This is a genomic window from Alcanivorax sp. S6407 (assembly GCF_023016115.1).
Taxonomy (GTDB): domain Bacteria; phylum Pseudomonadota; class Gammaproteobacteria; order Pseudomonadales; family Alcanivoracaceae; genus Alcanivorax.
This window is the reverse complement of sequence record NZ_JALKBH010000010.1, coordinates 25,183-42,614: the sequence shown is the minus strand read 5'-3', so window position 1 is coordinate 42,614 and position 17,432 is coordinate 25,183. Positions and strand designations below refer to the sequence as shown.

The 17,432-nt window shown below is 59.4% G+C and carries 14 protein-coding genes; 2 read left to right on the top strand and 12 right to left on the bottom strand.

What is annotated here, in order from left to right; all coding sequences use genetic code 11:
* Nucleotides 1-162: 162 nt before the first annotated feature.
* Both MWU49_RS16655 and MWU49_RS16650 read left to right on the top strand, forming a co-directional pair.
* Nucleotides 163-1,167 (top strand): AraC family transcriptional regulator, encoded by a 1,005-nt coding sequence (locus tag MWU49_RS16655; RefSeq protein ID WP_246974526.1) that lies wholly within the window; start codon nt 163-165, stop codon nt 1,165-1,167.
* 234 nt (nt 1,168-1,401) lie between these two features.
* Nucleotides 1,402-2,631, top strand: coding sequence for an oxygenase MpaB family protein (locus MWU49_RS16650; protein ID WP_246974521.1), 1,230 nt, complete (start codon nt 1,402-1,404; stop codon nt 2,629-2,631).
* A gap of 293 nt (nt 2,632-2,924) precedes the next feature.
* Here the strand turns inward: MWU49_RS16650 and MWU49_RS16645 are convergent, their stop codons facing one another.
* The 12 genes from MWU49_RS16645 to gluQRS all read right to left on the bottom strand — a co-directional run bounded on the left by MWU49_RS16645 (nt 2,925) and on the right by gluQRS (nt 17,344).
* Nucleotides 2,925-3,236, bottom strand: coding sequence for a TRL-like family protein (locus MWU49_RS16645; protein ID WP_246974519.1), 312 nt, complete (start codon nt 3,234-3,236; stop codon nt 2,925-2,927).
* A gap of 220 nt (nt 3,237-3,456) precedes the next feature.
* Nucleotides 3,457-5,394: an acetate--CoA ligase gene (gene acs / locus MWU49_RS16640; protein WP_246974515.1), complete on the bottom strand. Its 1,938-nt coding sequence runs from the start codon at nt 5,392-5,394 to the stop codon at nt 3,457-3,459.
* 589 nt (nt 5,395-5,983) lie between these two features.
* On the bottom strand, nt 5,984-6,364 hold the full coding sequence (gene panD / locus MWU49_RS16635; protein ID WP_035231936.1) for an aspartate 1-decarboxylase: 381 nt from the start codon (nt 6,362-6,364) through the stop codon (nt 5,984-5,986).
* Nucleotides 6,365-6,450: 86 nt separating this feature from the next.
* Nucleotides 6,451-7,308: a pantoate--beta-alanine ligase gene (gene panC / locus MWU49_RS16630; RefSeq protein ID WP_246974512.1), complete on the bottom strand. Its 858-nt coding sequence runs from the start codon at nt 7,306-7,308 to the stop codon at nt 6,451-6,453.
* Between the two features lie 171 nt (nt 7,309-7,479).
* Nucleotides 7,480-8,268, bottom strand: a complete 789-nt coding sequence (gene panB, locus MWU49_RS16625) for a 3-methyl-2-oxobutanoate hydroxymethyltransferase (RefSeq protein ID WP_246974509.1) — start codon at nt 8,266-8,268, stop codon at nt 7,480-7,482.
* Nucleotides 8,269-8,454: 186 nt separating this feature from the next.
* Nucleotides 8,455-9,156, bottom strand: a complete 702-nt coding sequence (locus MWU49_RS16620) for a deoxynucleoside kinase (RefSeq protein WP_246974506.1) — start codon at nt 9,154-9,156, stop codon at nt 8,455-8,457.
* Nucleotides 9,140-9,643 (bottom strand): 2-amino-4-hydroxy-6-hydroxymethyldihydropteridine diphosphokinase, encoded by a 504-nt coding sequence (gene folK / locus MWU49_RS16615; RefSeq protein ID WP_246974487.1) that lies wholly within the window; start codon nt 9,641-9,643, stop codon nt 9,140-9,142. Before folK ends, MWU49_RS16620 begins: the two co-directional genes overlap by 17 nt.
* A 28-nt stretch (nt 9,644-9,671) precedes the next feature.
* Nucleotides 9,672-11,045 carry a polynucleotide adenylyltransferase PcnB gene (pcnB, locus tag MWU49_RS16610; protein ID WP_246974484.1) on the bottom strand — a complete coding sequence of 458 codons (1,374 nt, stop codon included), beginning with the start codon at nt 11,043-11,045 and terminating at the stop codon, nt 9,672-9,674.
* Nucleotides 11,046-11,638: 593 nt separating this feature from the next.
* The gene (locus MWU49_RS16605) at nt 11,639-12,967 is read right to left on the bottom strand and encodes a sigma-54 dependent transcriptional regulator (RefSeq protein WP_246974481.1); all 1,329 of its coding nucleotides are present in this window, start codon (nt 12,965-12,967) and stop codon (nt 11,639-11,641) included.
* 80 nt (nt 12,968-13,047) lie between these two features.
* Nucleotides 13,048-15,984 carry a sensor histidine kinase gene (locus tag MWU49_RS16600; RefSeq protein ID WP_246974477.1) on the bottom strand — a complete coding sequence of 979 codons (2,937 nt, stop codon included), beginning with the start codon at nt 15,982-15,984 and terminating at the stop codon, nt 13,048-13,050.
* Nucleotides 15,974-16,150 (bottom strand): hypothetical protein, encoded by a 177-nt coding sequence (locus MWU49_RS16595; protein ID WP_007149317.1) that lies wholly within the window; start codon nt 16,148-16,150, stop codon nt 15,974-15,976. Before MWU49_RS16595 ends, MWU49_RS16600 begins: the two co-directional genes overlap by 11 nt.
* A gap of 315 nt (nt 16,151-16,465) precedes the next feature.
* Nucleotides 16,466-17,344 carry a tRNA glutamyl-Q(34) synthetase GluQRS gene (gene gluQRS / locus MWU49_RS16590; RefSeq protein WP_246974475.1) on the bottom strand — a complete coding sequence of 293 codons (879 nt, stop codon included), beginning with the start codon at nt 17,342-17,344 and terminating at the stop codon, nt 16,466-16,468.
* Nucleotides 17,345-17,432 lie beyond the last annotated feature (88 nt).

The following is a 17,432-nucleotide window of genomic DNA, read 5'->3' as shown; positions in this document are numbered from 1 at the left end:
CAGCCCGTTACTGTCTGGAGCCTCCCCGGTCTGGACCCGAGTAGAGGGGCGGAGTGATAAGGCAAATGCAAACAACTGTATCAAGCCGACAACATTAGTCCTGTATATATGACTCACAGGTCGCGTTAAAAATGGGTGAAGAATAACAACCTATGCAACGCGATGACTGGCAACTTTCTTCCCAGTTCAACGCTCCACGGTGCCGCCGAATTACTGATCGCTCATGGTGGTGACCCGAAGCCGTTGATGACTGCTCTCCATATGGATGCCGAGGCCCTCCACAAACCGGATATACCGGTGCCTGCAGGGGCGGTGGGCACCTTTCTCGAGCGTGCCGGTGAGGCTGCTCACTGCCGCAGTTTTGGTATCCGGCTGGCGCTACGCTCCGGCATGGCGATTCTCGGGCCATTGTGGGTATTGCTGCGTAATGCGGAAACCGTCGGACAGATGTTTGAAGATCTGGCGGGCCATTATGAGCTGTTTACCACTGCCGCGGCGGTCACTATGGAGTCTGCGGATGGCGGGGTATTTGTCGGCTGGGATACCGCGGCAGGCCTTACGGGGAGCAGTATTCAGGCGGTGGAATTCGTGATCGCGCTGTTCTGCAATGAAATCCGGCTGCGCGCAGACCCGCAATGGACGCCGTCACTGGTGCAGTTCCGTCATTCCCCTCCGGCACAACTGCATGATCATCAACAGGTTTTTGGCAGTCGCATACAGTTTCAGGGTGAGCGAAATGCGCTGTTTCTGGATCAGGCGACGCTGGCGTTACCGGTGAATGGCTCGGGTGCCCGTTCCCGGGCTCTGCTCAGTTCCATGTTACGGCTGGATCAGGATGCCCTGAACGCGGGCATAAGCCGGCGCGTGGAAGGGGTGGTGAGGGCCTTGCTGCCCTACGCCCCCTGCTCGCTGCAGGACGTGAGCCGGGTGTTTGGTATGGCCCCGCGCACCCTGCAGGAGCACCTGTCCAGCTCCGAGACCAGCTTCAAGGTGATCAAGGATCAGGTCCGCTCTGATTTGGCACTGAAATATCTGCAGCAATCCAGCCTCAGCCTGTCCGAAATCGCGGATATTCTCGGTTATGGAGCGCTGAGCAGTTTTTCTCATTCATTCCGGCGCTGGCATGGCTGTTCTGCCTCTGCATTTCGCCGTCAGGCGGCAATGTAGATAGCGCTCCCTAATGGTTTTCCTGTTCCTTTGGCGTGTGGCGTGATGCCTGTTGCGTCCAGCAGCCGCAGAGCGGCATGAAGTTTAGGAGTTTTGTAACTGCGCGCCTGAAAACAAAAAACCTGCGTAAAAAAGCAAATGCCTGGCACCGGGCTGGGGCAAACTGCGGCTGCGCTCGAGACATATATCTTTATATGTCTCTCTGTTTTCCCTGAACCTGAAAGGAATTGTCCCATGAAAAAAACAAAGACACCGTCTACCTCAATGAATCGCCGTAGCTTTCTGGCCCTCACCGGTGCCGTTGGCGCCAGCGTTATGGTGCCGAGCTGGAGCTGGGCAGGTAGCCAGTCCGTGGCCGGCATTGGTGGTGTCACCGTTCCGCCGTCCTACGTCTATGACGACGAGGCAGATCCGGTTGTGGCTCGTCTGATTGAGGAAGGCAAGGTTCAGGAAGTTAACCAGATTCTCAGCAGCTGGAAGAAGAACAGCCAGCCGCTGCCCGCTGGCCTGCCCGATTATCTGCACGACTTTATTGAAGAGGCTCGCCAGCTGCCGAGCTGGGCGGATATCGACAAGCTGAACGCGGCGGACAAGTTTAACAAGGACCGTGGTACCTACCTGGGAGTGGCCTACGGTTTTGTCAGCGGCATGATGAGCACTGTGATTCCCCACGAAGCCCGTGCGGTGTACTACTCGAAGGGTGGCGCGGACATGAAGCGCCGTATCTCACGTACCGCCAAGTTCGGTTATGACATCGGTTCCATGGGTGGCTTCCATAACCCGGATGCGGAAATGGTAGTGACTGCGGTGAAGACCCGTCTGGCCCATGCTGGCGTGCGCCATCTGCTGCCGCAGTCTCCGCATTGGCAGGGCACTGCCGACCAGCCCAAGCCAATTTCCCAGCGCGATATTCTGGTGACCTGGCACAGCCTGCCCACTTCCGTGATGCGTGCACTGGATCAGTGGGGTGTGCGCGTTTCCGATAGCCAGGCCAACGCTTTCCTGCATTCCTGGCAGGTAGCGGCGCACATGCTGGGGGTACGTGATGAGTACATCCCGGCGGATTGGGATGGTGCCTATGAGCAGGCGCCGCAAATTCTCGATCCGGTGCTGGCTCCCACCGAGGAAGGCATCAAGCTGGCCCACATCCTGCTGGATCTGGCTGCCGACGTGGATGGCGGTGTCCTGACCCGTCCGATGATGGAATCCTTTACCCGTTACTTCCTGGGTGACGAAATCGCCGAATGGCTGGAAATTCCCCGTCATCCGGTTCAGGACCAGGGCCTCGCCTACAGCTGGCCCTACTTTGTCACCATGAAGGAGTACGGTCTGCGCATGCCGGGTTCCAGCGAATTCTACTGGGCCTGTGATGAAATGCTGCGCCAGGGCGCCATGTGGTACCTGGCCGAAGGGCAAGAGATCAACATCGAAATCCCTGACATGAACAACCCCAATTATTCCTGAGAGGCGCTACGCTGCTTCAAGGCCGGCTTATGCCGGCCTTTTTTTGGGGGCCGCTCTGCGGCTGCAACGCGCTGCACGCAACATGCAACACGCCAAAATCAAATCTGCCGGGTTGCAGGTCTGCTGTAGGAGCCTGCCTGCAGGCGATCCGAGCCTGAGCGAGGTAAGGATTCCAGAGACGAGTTTCGAGTCACGGGTTTCGAAAGGCAAAAGCGGGTGCGGGACTGCGGGAATAAAGCTTGTAAGCGAATGGGGAGGGCAGGGCGTGAGTGCCCTGCCCGGAGAGGATTCGGCTATTCGCCGCAGACCACGGTGGTGGTCTTGCCGAAGATGCCCAGCAGGCTCTGGAAATTCATGTCCACGTTGGTCACCTTGGTGACGCCGGCCTGCTCCTTGGCAGCGGCCACACCGGCATCGCCGAAAGACAGTATGTTGAGCACATTGACCATGCTGGCTTCGCCGCGCTTGCTGCAGTCGCCGGCGTTGTCGCGCACATCGATGGGCGCATTGAAATTGTTGTAAACCATCCCGCCGGAGTAGGGGGCCTGACAGCCAGTCAGAGAGGTAGCAGCTGTAAAGGTGGCAAGCAAGATCAGCTTTTTCATGGTAGTTCCTCGCGCATTTTATTGGAGCGAAGAGGATGCCAACTTTATGAAATAAATCTGTAATCTATTTGCTTGAGAAAGAGTAAGCGATGGCTGAATCACCCTGAAAAACAGGGGTCGACAGGTTCTGTCTCGAGGAAGTCAGGGATTTTTGTGGTTTCACGATCAACAAGAAACGGCGGCCTTTTGGGCCGCCGTTTTTTATCTGGCTGCTGACGCGTTACTTGTTCAGGCGCGTTTCAATCAGCTGCTCCACCACACTGGGATCGGCCAGGGTGGAGGTGTCGCCGAGGCTGTCCAGTTCGTTGGCGGCGATCTTGCGCAGGATGCGGCGCATGATCTTGCCGGAACGGGTCTTGGGCAGGCCGGGGGCAAAGTGGATCAGGTCCGGTTTGGCGATCGGGCCGATTTCCAGGTTTACCAGCCCGCGCAGTTCTTCCACCAGCTTTTCGCTGCCTTCCTTGCCTGCCATCAGGGACACGTAGGCATAGATGCCCTGACCCTTCACATCGTGCTGGTAGCCCACCACGGCGGCTTCGGAAATGCTCGGGTGAAGTACCAGCGCAGATTCGATTTCGGCCGTGCCCAGACGGTGACCGGACACGTTGAGCACGTCGTCCACCCGGCCGGTGATCCAGAAGTAACCGTCTTCATCACGACGGGCACCGTCACCGGTGAAGTAGTAGCCCTTGTAGGCGCTGAAGTAGGTGTCGATCATGCGCTGGTGATCGCCGTACACGGAGCGAATCTGGCTGGGCCAGCTGGACTTGATGGCCAGGTTGCCGGAGGTGGCACCTTCCAGCTCGTTGCCGTCCGGATCCATCAGTACTGGTTCCACGCCGAACATGGGCAGGGTAGCGGAACCGGGTTTGAGATCTACCGCGCCGGGCAGCGGGGCAATCATGATGGCGCCGGTTTCGGTCTGCCACCAGGTATCCACGATCGGACAGCGGGATTCGCCTACCACCTTGTAATACCACTCCCAGGCTTCCGGGTTGATCGGCTCACCCACGGTGCCGAGCAGTTTCAGGGAGGCGCGGGAGGTTTTCGTTACCGGTTCATCGCCCACACCCATGAGGGCGCGAATGGCGGTAGGCGCAGTGTAGAAGATATTCACCTTATGCTTGTCTACCACCTGCCAGCAACGGGAGGCATCAGGATAGGTGGGCACGCCTTCGAACATCAGGGTGGTGGCGCCGTTGGCCAGCGGGCCATAGACGATATAGCTGTGGCCAGTGATCCAGCCCACGTCAGCGGTACACCAGTAGATGTCGCCCTCGTGATAATCGAAAACATATTTGTGGGTGAGCGCGGCGCTGAGCAGGTAGCCGGCAGAGGTATGTACTACGCCCTTGGGCTTGCCGGTGGAGCCGGAGGTGTAAAGGGTGAACAGAGCATCTTCGGCTTCCACCCATTCCGGTTCGCACTCTGCCGAGGCGGTGGCAATGGCTTCGTGGTACCAGACATCACGGTCGTCGTGCCAGTTCACATCGCCACCGGTACGTTTCACGGTAATGCAGGTGTGAACGGTGTCCATGCCGGTCATGGCCTTGTCGGCATTAATCTTGAGAGGCACGGTCTTGCCGCCGCGAACGCCTTCGTCGGCAGTGATCACGGCGCAGGCGCCGGCATCGTTGATGCGGTCCTTGAGGGCTTCAGGAGAAAAGCCGCCAAACACGACGGAGTGAATGGCGCCGATACGGGCGCAGGCCAGCATGGCGTAGGCGGCTTCCGGGATCATCGGCATGTAGATGACCACGCGATCGCCTTTCTTGACGCCGCGATCCTTGAGCACGTTGCCGAACTTGCTGACTTCCTCAAACAGTTCCTGATAGCTGATGTGCTTGTCCTGGTCGGGCTCGTCGCCTTCCCAGATGATAGCGGTCTGGTTGGCGCGCTCGGGCAGGTGACGATCCACACAGTTGTAGCAGACGTTCAGCGTAGCGCCCTTGAACCAGGCGGCACGGCCTTCTTTAAAGTCCCAGTCGCTGACGGTGTCCCATGGTGTTTTCCAGTCCAGAAATTCATTGGCGCGATCGGCCCAGAAGGTATCCGGGTCATTGATGGACTGGGCGTAAAGACGATCATAGGTCTCGCGGTCCATCAGGGTTTGCGACTTAAAGGCGTCAGGAACTGGGTGAACGATGGGCTTGGACATCAAGGGCCTCCTTGGAATACTGCCTCTGGGAACCAGTCTGGCTCCCTGCTTTTCCTTCATTATTGTGAGTATCTCTTTGCTCGCCTATTCCACCATGGTCGTAGTGGGTAAGGGGTAAAGAGACAGGCTGCCACAAGAGTAAACAAAGCGTGGAGGAATGGCCAAGTTGAAGAGCAGTTAATAGTGAATAGTTAACAGTTAATAGCTGCGCGGATGGGGGAGGGGCGCCCTGTAATGGCGGTGGACGCGAAAGGCAAAGGCGGGTGGGGCGGAGCCGCTCGGGGACGCTGTAGGAGCTTGCCTGCAAGCGATACGAGCGATAGCGAGGTGGTGAGTTTCGAGTGGCGAGAAGCGAGTTTCGAAAGGCAAAACCGGAAGCGGGATACGATGGTTTATTGGTTTTCGAAACTCGTTACTCGTCACTCGCTTCTTTACCTCGCCAGGGCTCGTATCGCTTGCAGGCAAGCTCCTAGAGCAAGTGGTGGCGGGGCGGGTGAGGTTTTGGTTAGCCTGTTGCAGCCGCAGCGCGGCCAAAAAAAACGCCGGCATTTGCCGGCGTTTTAAATAATCCTTTTGAACGGAATCGGGATCAGGCGACCTGAACCGGAATCGCGTTGCTGGTGCCTTTGACGGCGTTGCCTTCATCCATGTAGATCAGGCTGGGCTTGAAGTTGATCAGTTCGGCGCTGGAGTAGCTTGCGTAGGCGCAGATGATCACACGGTGACCGGGCTGTGCCTTGTGTGCAGCTGCACCATTGACAGAAATGATCTTGGATCCGGCTTCGCCACGGATAGCGTAAGTCTCGAAACGCTCGCCGTTGTCGATGTTGTAAATCTGGATCTGTTCGTACTCCAGGATACCCGCCATGTCCATCAGATCACCATCGATGGCGCAGGAGCCTTCGTACTCGAGTTCCGCGTGGGTGACACGAGCCTGATGGAGTTTCGCTTTCAGCATGGTGCACTGCATGTTGGTTACCTCTCACACTACCCGAAGCCTGCAATTACAGGGCGTTACAACCAAGCAGGCGCTAAGGGGCCCGAAGTATGCACGAATCACTGGTTGTCTACAACGGCCAGTGAGACATTGTCTATCAATCGTGTTTGCCCCAGTTTGGCGGCTACGGCAACCACCAGATCGGTGTCGCTTTTGGCCGCTGGCGCCAGTGATCGGGCGTTGGCAATGGTCAGGTAATCGACCTGGAAGCCGGCCCCGTTGAGCGCGTCGGTATAGCGCTGTTCAAGGCTGCGGAAGTCCCGTTCACCTTGCTCGATGTCGTTACGCAGAGCGCTCAGATGAGAGTAGATTTTTGGCGCTAGTTGGCGCTCACTCTCGCTGAGGAATCCATTTCTTGAGCTTTTTGCCAGGCCATCCTCCTCGCGGCTGGTGGGCGCGCCGACGATCTTGATCGGGAACAGCAGCTCTTCGCACATGCGTCGCAGGATCGCCAACTGCTGAAAATCCTTTTCGCCGAACACGGCCACGTCAGGCTGGACGATATTGAACAGCTTGGACACCACGGTGGTGACGCCGCGGAAATGGCCTTCGCGGCTGGCGCCGCACAGGTAGTCACCCAGGTTGTCCACGTCTACCCAGGTCTGGTTCTGGCCCAGAGGGTACATTTCGTCGACGGAAGGGGCGAACAACAGGGCCGCGCCGGCATCCACCAGCTGGGCAGCATCGGCGTCCAGAGTTCGCGGGTAACGGTCGAAATCCTCGTTGGGGCCAAACTGGGTGGGGTTCACGAAAATGGACACCACCACCTTGTCGCAACGGGCCAGTGCTTCCCGGACCAGACTGATATGGCCGCTGTGCAGATTGCCCATGGTGGGCACAAACCCCACGCTCAGACCTTCGCGGTGCCATCCACGAACCACTTCGCGGACCTGGGAGACGGTATGGGCAGTTTGCATGGTAAAACCTCGCAGAGACGCAACACGCAACACGCAGCAACGCGACGTCTGGGCTGTTACGTTTTTCGGTGTCAGGGCCGCGCCCAAGCCCTGGGCGCGGCTCCGGTGTTATCAATCAGGAAAGACCGTGATGTCGCGTTGTTGCGTGAAGCGTGTTGCGTGCTGCGGTCTTTAAAAGCAGTGCTCGTCCGCCGGGAAGCTGACGTTCAGAACCGCTTCATGATACGCCTTGAACGCGCCCGGAATGTCGCTGGCGTCGGCCATGAAGTTTTTCACGAAGCGGGCGGGTTTGCCGGGGCTGATGCCGAGCATGTCGTGCATCACCAGTACCTGGCCGTCGCATTCCGGGGCGGCGCCGATGCCGATCACCGGGATGTTCACCGATTGGGTGAGACGGGTGCTCAGTTCACGCGGCACGCATTCCAGCAACAGTGCGGCTGCGCCAGCCTGTTCCAGAATGCGGGCGGCTTCCAGCATTTCATTGGCGCTGTCGTCGTCCTTGCCCTGCACCCGGTAGCCGCCAAGGGCGTTAACCGCTTGCGGAGTCAGGCCCATGTGGGCGCACACCGGGATGCCGTTGCGGTTGAGCAGCTCGATGCTCTCCGCCAGCCAGGCGCTGCCTTCCAGTTTGACCATGTTGGCGCCGGCCTGCATCAGGGCGGTGGCGCTTTCCAGGGCGCGCTCCACGGTGGCGGCGCCCATGAAGGGCACATCGGCAATGATCAGGCTGCCTTTATTGCCGCGGGCCACGCATTCGGTGTGATAGGCCATCTGTTCAAGGGTCACCGGTACGGTGCTGGACTGGCCCTGGATCACGTTGCCCAGGGAGTCGCCCACCAGGATGGCATCCACGCCGGCTTCAGAAATCAGCTGGGAAAAGCAGGCGTCGTAAGCGGTAAGTACGGAGAACTTTTCACCGTCCTGCTTGCGTTTCTGCAGGGTGCGAATGGTCACGGACATGGGAAACCTCCCAGGGAAATTCAGGGGCGAGCTTCAAGCTTCAAGCTGCAAGCTACAACACGGTCAAGTCTGTCAGGTTTGGGGGCGCTGGTGCCCGCGCACAGATTTGATCGCGGCTTTCTGGACTCAAGAGCACACAGGAGCCTGTCGCGTTGTAGCTTGCAGCTTGTAGCTTGTAGCCAGTTTTCAGTCGACCAGCGGCCGGGGGTTAAAATAGTGTCGTCCGGAGCGGATGTCCAGCAGCTCGCTGACCAGTTGCTGGTAATCGCGGTCGTGGCTGACCAGGTTGATCTCGGCGGCGTTGACGATCAGCAGCGGGGCGCGATCGTAGAAATGGAAAAATTCGGTGTAGGCATTACTCAGCCGATCCAGATAGTCGCCCTCGATACGCTGCTCGAAATCGTTGCCGCGTCGGGTAATACGCTGACGCAGCACCTGCGGCGGTGCCTGCAGGTAAATCACCAGATCCGGTTGCGGAGCGTCCAGAGTCAGATGGTCGTCCACGTTACGGTACAGCTCGAATTCATCCTCATCCAGGGTCACTTGGGCAAACAGGCGGTTCTTGTCGATCAGGAAGTCGGCAATGCGTGGGCCGGCAAACAGGTCCTGTTGCTGGATCTGGCGCAGCTGGTCGGCACGCTGGAACAGGAAGAATAATTCTGTCTGCAGGGCATAGCGGGCCGGGTCCTGATAAAAGCGGGCGAGAAAGGGGTTTTCTTCCGCCTGCTCCAGCAGCAAATCATAGCCAAACGTCATGGCGAGACGACGAGCCAGGCTGGTCTTGCCTGCGCCAATGGGGCCTTCCACGGCGATAAAGCGGGGCAAGGTGCCCGCCTGGCGGCGCTGTTCAATACGCTCGGTAAGTGTCTTGTCATTCAATGAGGGCATCGCAATCCAGCTCTTCCAGTGGTGACAGTTGCTGATCCTTTACTTGTTCCAGAAAGCTACTCAGTGCGGTGCCATCGGGCAAGTGGGCTGCCGGGGCGATATCCATCAGCGGCTGCAGAACAAAGGCACGGTGAATCATCTGAGGGTGGGGTACCTGCAGGTCCGGGGTGTCGATGCGTTGCTGATCTATCAGCAGGATATCCAGATCGAGAGTGCGTTCGCCCCAGTGGCGCAGGCGTTGGCGGCCCGCGGCCAGTTCCAGTGCCTGCAGAGTGAGAAGCAGTGCATGAGGCGTGCTGTCCCAGGCCAGCGCCGCCACGGCGTTGACGTAGTCGGGCTGATCCTGGGGGCCGATGGGGGCGCTGCTGAACAGTCGTGAGTGATGCAGCAGGCGCCCGCCCGGTAGCCGCTGCAGAGCGGCCAGGGCGCTTATCAGTCGTTGGGCGGGATTGTCCAGATTGCTGCCAAGTCCGATAAAGGCCTGCATGACTTGCTCTCTGTGATGGCAGGGAGGGTTAGCTGTCTGCCTTGGGTTTGCGTGGCCGGCGGCGGCGGCGGCGCTTGTTGGCACTACCCTGGTTACCCAGGTTGCTGATCATCTCGCGCCGACCTTGCTCGTCTTCTTCCTGGTAGCGGGTCCACCAGTCGCCCAGCCCGGGTTTGATCTCCCCGGCCTGCTCTCGCAGCAGCAGGAAATCATAGGCCGCCCGGAAACGGGGGTGCTCCATCAAGGCATCGGCGCGGCGTCCGCCGCGCTTGTCCAGACGCAGCTGCAGTTCCCACATTTCGCGCATAACGGTAGAGAAACGGCGAGGGATGGCAGTGTGTTTGATCTGGTCGTTGAGTGCCCGGGTGGCTGCCTTGTGCAGGGCCTGTGCCGGCGGTAACCCGCTGGACAGGTAGCCGCCCATGCGCTGCTGGATTTCCGGCCACAACAGCACGGCATAGATAAAGGCAGGGGTCACAGGCTTGTCGACGGCCAGGCGCTTGTCGGTGTTGTCCATGGCGGCCAGCAGCATGTCTTCCCACACCGGCCCCTGCTCGCCTTCCAGTGCCCGCTGGGTGCCGGGGAACAGGAAGCGGAACAGATGCAGCTGCTGCAGCTGTTCATAGGACGCGCGGGCATGGCCGCTGAGGAACAGCTTGAGCACTTCATCGAACATGCGCGCGGAAGGAACCTGCAGCAGCAATTCGGCAAGCTCCGGGATCGGGTCAGCAGTGGCCTGGTCGATGTGGAAGCCGAGCTTGGCGGCGAAGCGGGCGGCACGCAGCATGCGGACCGGGTCTTCGCGATAGCGGGTCTGCGGATCACCGATCAGGTGAATGCGCTGGTTTTCGATGTCCTGCAGGCTGCCGGTGAAGTCATGCAGGGTGAAATCGGCAATATTGTAGTAGAGCGCGTTGCAGGTGAAATCCCGGCGCTGGGCATCTTCCTCGATGCTGCCCCAGGTATTGTCGCGCAGTACCAGTCCGGTTTCCTCATGGGCGTGGTGTTGCTGCTTGTCCGGGTTTTCCTCCCGGTTCATGGCCCGGAAAGTGGAGACTTCGATGACTTCCCGGCCAAAGCGCACGTGCACGATCTGAAAGCGGCGGCCGATGATGCGGCTCCGCTTGAAGATGCGGTTTACCTGCTCGGGGGTGGCGTTGGTGGAGACATCGAAATCTTTCGGTTCCCGGCCACTGAGAATGTCGCGCAGGCAGCCGCCCACCAGAAACGCCTCGAAACCAGCCTTATGCAGACCGTAGAGCACGTTGAGTGCCGCACGGGAAATCTGCTGGCGGGAAATCGGGTGTTGGTCGCGGGGAATAATCCGGGGTGAATTCATGGCAGGATTCTGGGAACCCTTCTTGAACCAGCCTGTCATACGTTCCAGAAGCTTGCAGGGCATGCGTGATTGTCCGGACTCAGAATAAGGAAGCAGTAAAGCGGCGATGGTAGCATTTTTTTCTCGCCGGGTGAGGGATTCGTCACGTATACTCGGCAATTGGGTTTGTGAAAGCCCAAAAGTAAAAAGGAGCCACAACCTAAGTTGTGACTCCCATATTTTGCGCTGATTCTGTTGTTATTATTGTTTGTGTTGTTATCTGCCTAGTGCTGCAAGCAGCACTGCATTGGCTCGTAAAATTATTGTTCTTCTTTCTTGTTGTTATTGTTGAGCCTGTCACGCCGTTGTTTTTGTTGTTGGCTGGCGTGGAATTCATAGTGCCTGCCACCCCGCCCCAATGCAACAACGCTTAAAATCCTTTTAAAACAGTGTGTTACAGGTTGTTCGTGAAAAGCCCGTTGAATTGGGGGTGAATCCGGTAACAACAGTGTTACTTTCCTGGGTAGTGAGGTAACACTTGAACCGTGTTCTGCGAAAATCTGTGGAAAACGGCCAAAATGGGCCGGGAGCCGCTGCAATTTTTTGATTGACCAAAATGACGAACGTGCCGGATTAAAGGGTCAATGGCCGGTTTGTCAGGGCTGGATTCGCCTGTTTTAACGTCGCCCACCGCCTTTTTTACGGGGAATGCCCAGTCTCTGGCGCCGTTCCCACAGGCTTTTTCGGCTGATTCCCAGTTTCTGGGCCAGTTCGGTCTCGGTCATGCTGTCCTGGTTTTCCATCACGAAGCGGGTGAAATAATCTTCCAGCGAAAGGTCCTCGCTGGGATCCAGACTGGCCCGGCTTACCCGCTGCGGGGTGCGGTTGGGGTTCAGGCCCAGTTGGGCGGGGCCGATGCCTTCTTCCTCGGTGAGGATGATGGCGCGCTCGATCACGTTTTCCAGTTCCCGTACATTGCCTGGCCAGCTGTAATTGTGCATGGCCTGTCGTGCCGACTCGGTGAAATGCAGCCCGTGGCGGTTAAGCTTCTCGCTGCCACGACCAAGCAGGGCGTCGGCCAGCAGATCCAGATCATCTCCCCGTTCACGCAGCGGTGGCAGGGTCAGTTCCATCACATTGAGGCGGTAGTAGAGGTCCTGGCGGAAATGGCCATCAGCGACACGGGCGGGAAGATCCAGCTGGCTGCTGGCCAGTATGCGTACGTCCACCTTGCGCGGTGCCAGTGACCCCTGCCGGTGAATCTCGTGGTGGGTCAGCAGGGTCAGCAGGCGGCTCTGGACTTCGCTGGCCAGTTCGCCGATTTCATCCAGAAACAGGGTGCCTCCGTCGGCCTCTTCTATCCGGCCGGGATTGCCGTCATCGCCGAACAGCTCGGTAATCTGCAGGTTGCGCGGCAGGGCAGCGCATTGTACTGACACCATGGGGCCCGCCGAGCGCTCACTGTTCTCGTGCAGGGCGCGGGCGGTGAGTTCCTTGCCGCTGCCTGCTTCGCCCATGATCAGGACCGGGGTGTTGGTGGGCCCGACCCGGTTGATGCGGTGACGCAGTTCCTGCATCACTTCGCTCTCGCCCACCATGTTGCGGACTGGATAAGTGCGTTCGATGTCCCGGCGCAGGGCGCGGTTGCCGCGGTTAAGGCGGCCTTCTTTCAGAACCCGGTCCACGGCCAGCAGCATTTCGTCATGGTCGAATGGCTTGGGAATGTAGTCCACGGCCCCCAGGCGCATGGCATCCACTGCCGAGCGAAGGCTGGCGTAGCTGGTCATGATCAGTACTGGCGTATTGCCCGCGGCTTCAATCATGTTGGTGCCCGGTTCGCCGGGCAGGCGCAGATCGCTGATGATGAGGTCAAACTGATTGAGAGGTTTTTCCCGGGCCTGCTCCACGGAATCGGCTTCTTCCACGGAGTGTTCGTGACGCTCCAGCAGTTTTCGCAGTGCACCGCGAATGACGGGCTCGTCTTCAACAATCAGGATGTGGCTCATGAATCACGGGTTCCTGTACTGACCGATCAAGGCTTGAGACAGCGTTTTCTGAACAGTAACGCTATGCAGAAAATACTACCTCAAGTTGCCGCGTTATGAATGGGCAGACGAATAATAAAACGGGTGCCGCCCTGTTCGTTGACCGGGCTCTCTACGCTGATGCTGCCGAAATGCTCTTCGATAATACTGTACACCAGCGCCAGGCCAAGACCGGTGCCCCTTCCGGGACTCTTGCTGGTCACAAAGGGTTCAAACAGGGCATCGCGCACGTTGGCCGGTATGCCGTGGCCCTGATCTTCTACCTGAATTTCCAGCCACGGATCCTGGGCCTCGCAGCGAATGGAAATGGGCTGTGAGGGTTCGCAGGCATCGGCAGCATTGCCCAGCAGGTTGATAAACACCTGCAGCAGACGTTGCGGGTCACCCTGAACCCAGTTGTTGCCGGGACAATGATTTTCAAACTGTTGCTGGCGGTGATCCGGGTCCAGCAACAGCAGGGAAATCGCTTCGTCCACGGTGTCACGCACACTGACCGGAACATGCTCGCTATGACGCACGCTGCCGGAGTGGCTGAAGGTCACCAGGGATTCCACGATGCGGGTAATGCGGCGGGTCTGTTCCAGGATCTGCTGACTGGATTCCATCTGTTCGCGGGCATCACTTTCGCTATCCAGATTCTGCGCCAGGCAGGCTATGGCGGTGACGGGGTTGCCGATTTCGTGGGCCACTCCGGCAGCCAGTCGGCCGATGGAGGCAAGTCGTTCGTTGTGCGCAAGGTGCACTTCCATGTGCCGCAGTTCGGTAATGTCTTCGATCACCAGCACCTGGCCGCCGGCCTGTTCGGCTGTGCCGACGCCCATCACCGAGGACTTGTGCAGACTCAGCCAGCGGGTCTGGCCATCCACATCAAGGGACTGCTGCGGCTGGTGGGAACTGGCGTCACGGCTGAAACGGGTGAGGAACTCGCCCCAGGGGGGCGCCAGGTCTGCCAGTCGGGAACCGATGGTGTCGGCGGCGGAGATGCCGGTGAGGAATTCCATGGCCTGGTTCCAGCCAATGATTTCATCGTCGGCGCCCAATGAGATCACCCCCATGGGCAGTTCCAGCAGGGTCTGCCGGTGGAAGCGACGCAGTCCGTCCAGTTCTGCCGCCAGGCCGGAGAGGCGGTCGCGATATTGCTCCAGGCGGGATTCGATGAACTGAATGTCTTCGCTGGTGCTCTGTTCTTCCTTGGGCAGATAGGGCAGATGGTCATCCATGAGCTGGTGGGATACCGACGGACCAAGCAGCCCGGAGAGGTTGGTTTCCAGCTGATCCCGCAGCCGCCGCAGGGCATAGGGGCGGGTTTCGGTTCTGGGCAGGCGCAAGTCGCGTAGCGCCATTTCCACCTCGCGGGTGGCGGTGATCGGGCCCAGAGGCAGGCTCAGGGCGTCGATGAAATCGTCCACGCTCTTGGCTTCCAGCTCCCAGCGGTAGGGACGGCGCAGGCTGTCCACGGCACAGGCTTCGGCGGCGTTCTTTTCCGCGCGCGACATGGGCGTCACGATGGAGATGATGGCAAACAGCAGGGCGTTGGCGGACACCGAGGCAATGGCCACATGGTGCCACTGGTTGGCGCCATTCTGATATCGCATGCCAGCCAGTTCCATCAGTTGCGGAATCTGCAGGCTCGGGTAGGTGATGGGCAGTACCAGCAACAGCAGCCACAACAGGAAGCCGATGATAAGACCGGCGAACAGACCGTTGCGGTTGCCGGTGGGCCAGAACAGGGCGCCGATCAGACCGGGGACAAACTGCAGGGTGGCCACAAACGACAGCACACCCAGCTCTACCAGGGTGTGGTTGGCACCGGTAAAGCGATAAAACAGGTAGGCCATGGCGAGGATGGCGGCGATCAGGGTGCGCCGCGTCCACAGCAGGTTACGGTACAGGTTCTGGCCCTGATGTAGCGGGCTGGCAGGCAGAATCAGGTGGTTCAGGCACATGCCCGACAACGCCAGTGTGGCGACAATCAACATGCCACTGGCGCCGGCGAGGCCGGCCAGATAACCCAGCACGGCACCCTGTCCGCCGGTAACCATGCCAATGCCCAATACATAGTAATCCGGCGGTGTAGGGGCGTTGCTGGCAGCAGCGGCCCACAGGATCACCGGCACGCACAGGGCCATGACCAGGAACATCAGTGGCAGCGCCCAGCTGGCGGTGATCAGGGCTCGCGGGTTCAGGTTTTCGGTAAAGGCCATGTAGAACATGTGCGGCAGCACCACGGCGGAGACAAAGAACGCCATGATCATGGAGTGCCAGGTGCCGTCCTGCAGTGGGTAGTACAGGCGCGCGAGCATTTCCGGGTGATCGTCCAGCCAGGCGCTGAGATCGCCTGGACCGTCAAATACCCCGTAAAGCCCCAGCAGTGCCACCGCGCCGAAGGCCATCAGCTTGATCAGGGATTCGGTGGCAATGGCCACCACTAGCCCTTCATGTTTTTCCCGCGCAGTGGCATGGCGAGCACCAAACAGGATGGCGAAGATCACCATCATGATGCAGAAGCCTCCGGCCAGTGAACGGGGGTCATCGGTACCGGTGAGAATCTGGATGGATTCGCCCACCGCCTTGAGCTGCAACGCCAGCAGGGGCAGCACGCCGATCAACATGATGATGGTGGTCAGTGCCCCGGCCAGCCGGCTGCGATAACGGAATGCGAACAGATCAGCCAGGGAACTTAGCTGGTAGGTGGCGGTGAGGCGAAGAATTGGTGCCAGCAGAATCGGCGCCAGCAGGAACACCCCGGAGATGCCCAGAAAGTAAGACAGGAAGTTGTAGCCAAACTGATAGGCATAGCCCACCGCCCCGTACACCGCCCAGGCGCTGGCATAGACACCAAGGGAAAATACATAAACAGCAGGGTGGCGGACCAGTCGTGACGGCAACCAGCCGCGTTCGGTGATCCAGGCAACCAGAAACAGGAATAACAGGTAACCGCCGGCGATGGCGATCAGTTCGCTGACACTATAGACCATCGACGTCTTTGCTCTTGGCGATCCAGTAACTCAGGGCGATCAGGCCCAGCCAGATCAGATAGGGGCGATACCAGGCCCGGCCCCCTTCGCTCCACCAGTCGATGATGGCAGGGGAGAGCAGGTAGGTTCCCAGAATAAAGATGATCAGCAGGCGGTCGGTATACATGGTGGTTTTGCCCCTTCAAGGCGAAGAGCATACGTCAGGTGGGGGAGGTGTGTAAAAGCGGGGAGCGCAGTTGAAAGTTCAAAGTTGAAAGTTTAAAAGCGCGAGATGGGGTTGGGGTTGCTTCTCCGCTGTGCCCGCGCCGATACGCTGAATCGCGGGCTCCGCCTTCGCACTCGCAGTAACCTGCGCCGCGTTTGAACTTTCAACTCGGCGGATTGAGGGCGTAGGGTGGAAATTGGCGTCAGCCAATCTCCACCAGATGATGCCGAAATCCAGGGGCAGGGTGGCGGAGATGGGCTGACGCCCATTTCCGCCCTACGAGAGTAACGTGGGTAAAGGTTGCTGGCGGCCGGGGGGCCAGTGGTGTTCGGGGTAATGGATTTTGCTCCATTCCAGCAGGGTGGCGGGTGGTGCGCCCAGCAGATCCTTGGGCGGCTGCAGCCCCATGCAGTGCAGGGCGGCGGAGAGTAGCTGGCTGGCGTGGGCCGGGTCGAGCGCTTCGCTGCCGCCGGACTTGGACAGCTTGGTGTCGCGGCCATCCGTGATGACCGGTAAATGCGCATAGCGGGGTGCGGGGCGGCCAAGGCATTCCAGCAGCCAGCGTTGGCGCAGGGTGGAATCGAGCAGGTCGGCGCCGCGCAGCACATGGGTGATAACGTCGTCGGCATCATCCAGGGCGCAGGCCAGTTGATAGCCAAACAAACCGTCGCGGCGACGGATCACGAAAGCGCCGCCATCCCGGTGGAGGTTGTTGCAAACCTGGCCCTGAATGCCATCGTCATAGCACAGCTCACGGTCCGGCACGGCAAGACGAACCGATGCCTCGGAACTGGCAGGCACGGCGGCGCTGATGCCCGGGTGATTATGTTCGAGCGCGGCCAGCTGTTTGCGGGTCAGGGTGCAGTAAAAGGCGTGGCCCTGCTCCAGCAGTTGATCCACCGCCCGCTGATAACTGGCATGGCGCTGGCTTTGGTAACGTACCGGGCCATCCCACTCCAGCCCGAACTGTTCCAGCTGCCTGAGAATGGTGTCGGCGGCGCCGGGCACTTCCCGCGGCGGATCCAGATCATCCACCCGCACCAGCCACTCCCCACCCGCAGCACGGGCCTCCAACCAACTGGCCAGCGCCGCCACCAGCGATCCGAAATGCAACGGGCCGGAGGGGGTAGGGGCGAAACGTCCGCGATAGGTCATAAAACAGTGAACAGTGAATAGTGAATAGTGAACAGTGAACAGCGACGCGCCTTAAGAGTGCAGTGGAGTAAAACGCAGGAGGCCGCGC

Excerpts from the sequence above, each read along its gene's own strand:
- pcnB (WP_246974484.1), bottom strand. The coding sequence starts at position 11,045 with ATGCCCTGCAAGCTTCTGGAACGTATGACAGGCTGGTTCAAGAAGGGT.
- gluQRS (WP_246974475.1), bottom strand. The coding sequence starts at position 17,344 with ATGACCTATCGCGGACGTTTCGCCCCTACCCCCTCCGGCCCGTTGCAT.
- panC (WP_246974512.1), bottom strand. The coding sequence starts at position 7,308 with ATGCAAACTGCCCATACCGTCTCCCAGGTCCGCGAAGTGGTTCGTGGA.
- panB (WP_246974509.1), bottom strand. The coding sequence starts at position 8,268 with ATGTCCGTGACCATTCGCACCCTGCAGAAACGCAAGCAGGACGGTGAA.
- MWU49_RS16595 (WP_007149317.1), bottom strand. The coding sequence starts at position 16,150 with ATGTATACCGACCGCCTGCTGATCATCTTTATTCTGGGAACCTACCTG.
- MWU49_RS16650 (WP_246974521.1), top strand. The coding sequence starts at position 1,402 with ATGAAAAAAACAAAGACACCGTCTACCTCAATGAATCGCCGTAGCTTT.
- MWU49_RS16645 (WP_246974519.1), bottom strand. The coding sequence starts at position 3,236 with ATGAAAAAGCTGATCTTGCTTGCCACCTTTACAGCTGCTACCTCTCTG.
- panD (WP_035231936.1), bottom strand. The coding sequence starts at position 6,364 with ATGCAGTGCACCATGCTGAAAGCGAAACTCCATCAGGCTCGTGTCACC.
- MWU49_RS16600 (WP_246974477.1), bottom strand. The coding sequence starts at position 15,984 with ATGGTCTATAGTGTCAGCGAACTGATCGCCATCGCCGGCGGTTACCTG.
- MWU49_RS16605 (WP_246974481.1), bottom strand. The coding sequence starts at position 12,967 with ATGAGCCACATCCTGATTGTTGAAGACGAGCCCGTCATTCGCGGTGCA.
- MWU49_RS16620 (WP_246974506.1), bottom strand. The coding sequence starts at position 9,156 with ATGCCCTCATTGAATGACAAGACACTTACCGAGCGTATTGAACAGCGC.
- acs (WP_246974515.1), bottom strand. The coding sequence starts at position 5,394 with ATGTCCAAGCCCATCGTTCACCCAGTTCCTGACGCCTTTAAGTCGCAA.
- MWU49_RS16655 (WP_246974526.1), top strand. The coding sequence starts at position 163 with ATGACTGGCAACTTTCTTCCCAGTTCAACGCTCCACGGTGCCGCCGAA.
- folK (WP_246974487.1), bottom strand. The coding sequence starts at position 9,643 with ATGCAGGCCTTTATCGGACTTGGCAGCAATCTGGACAATCCCGCCCAA.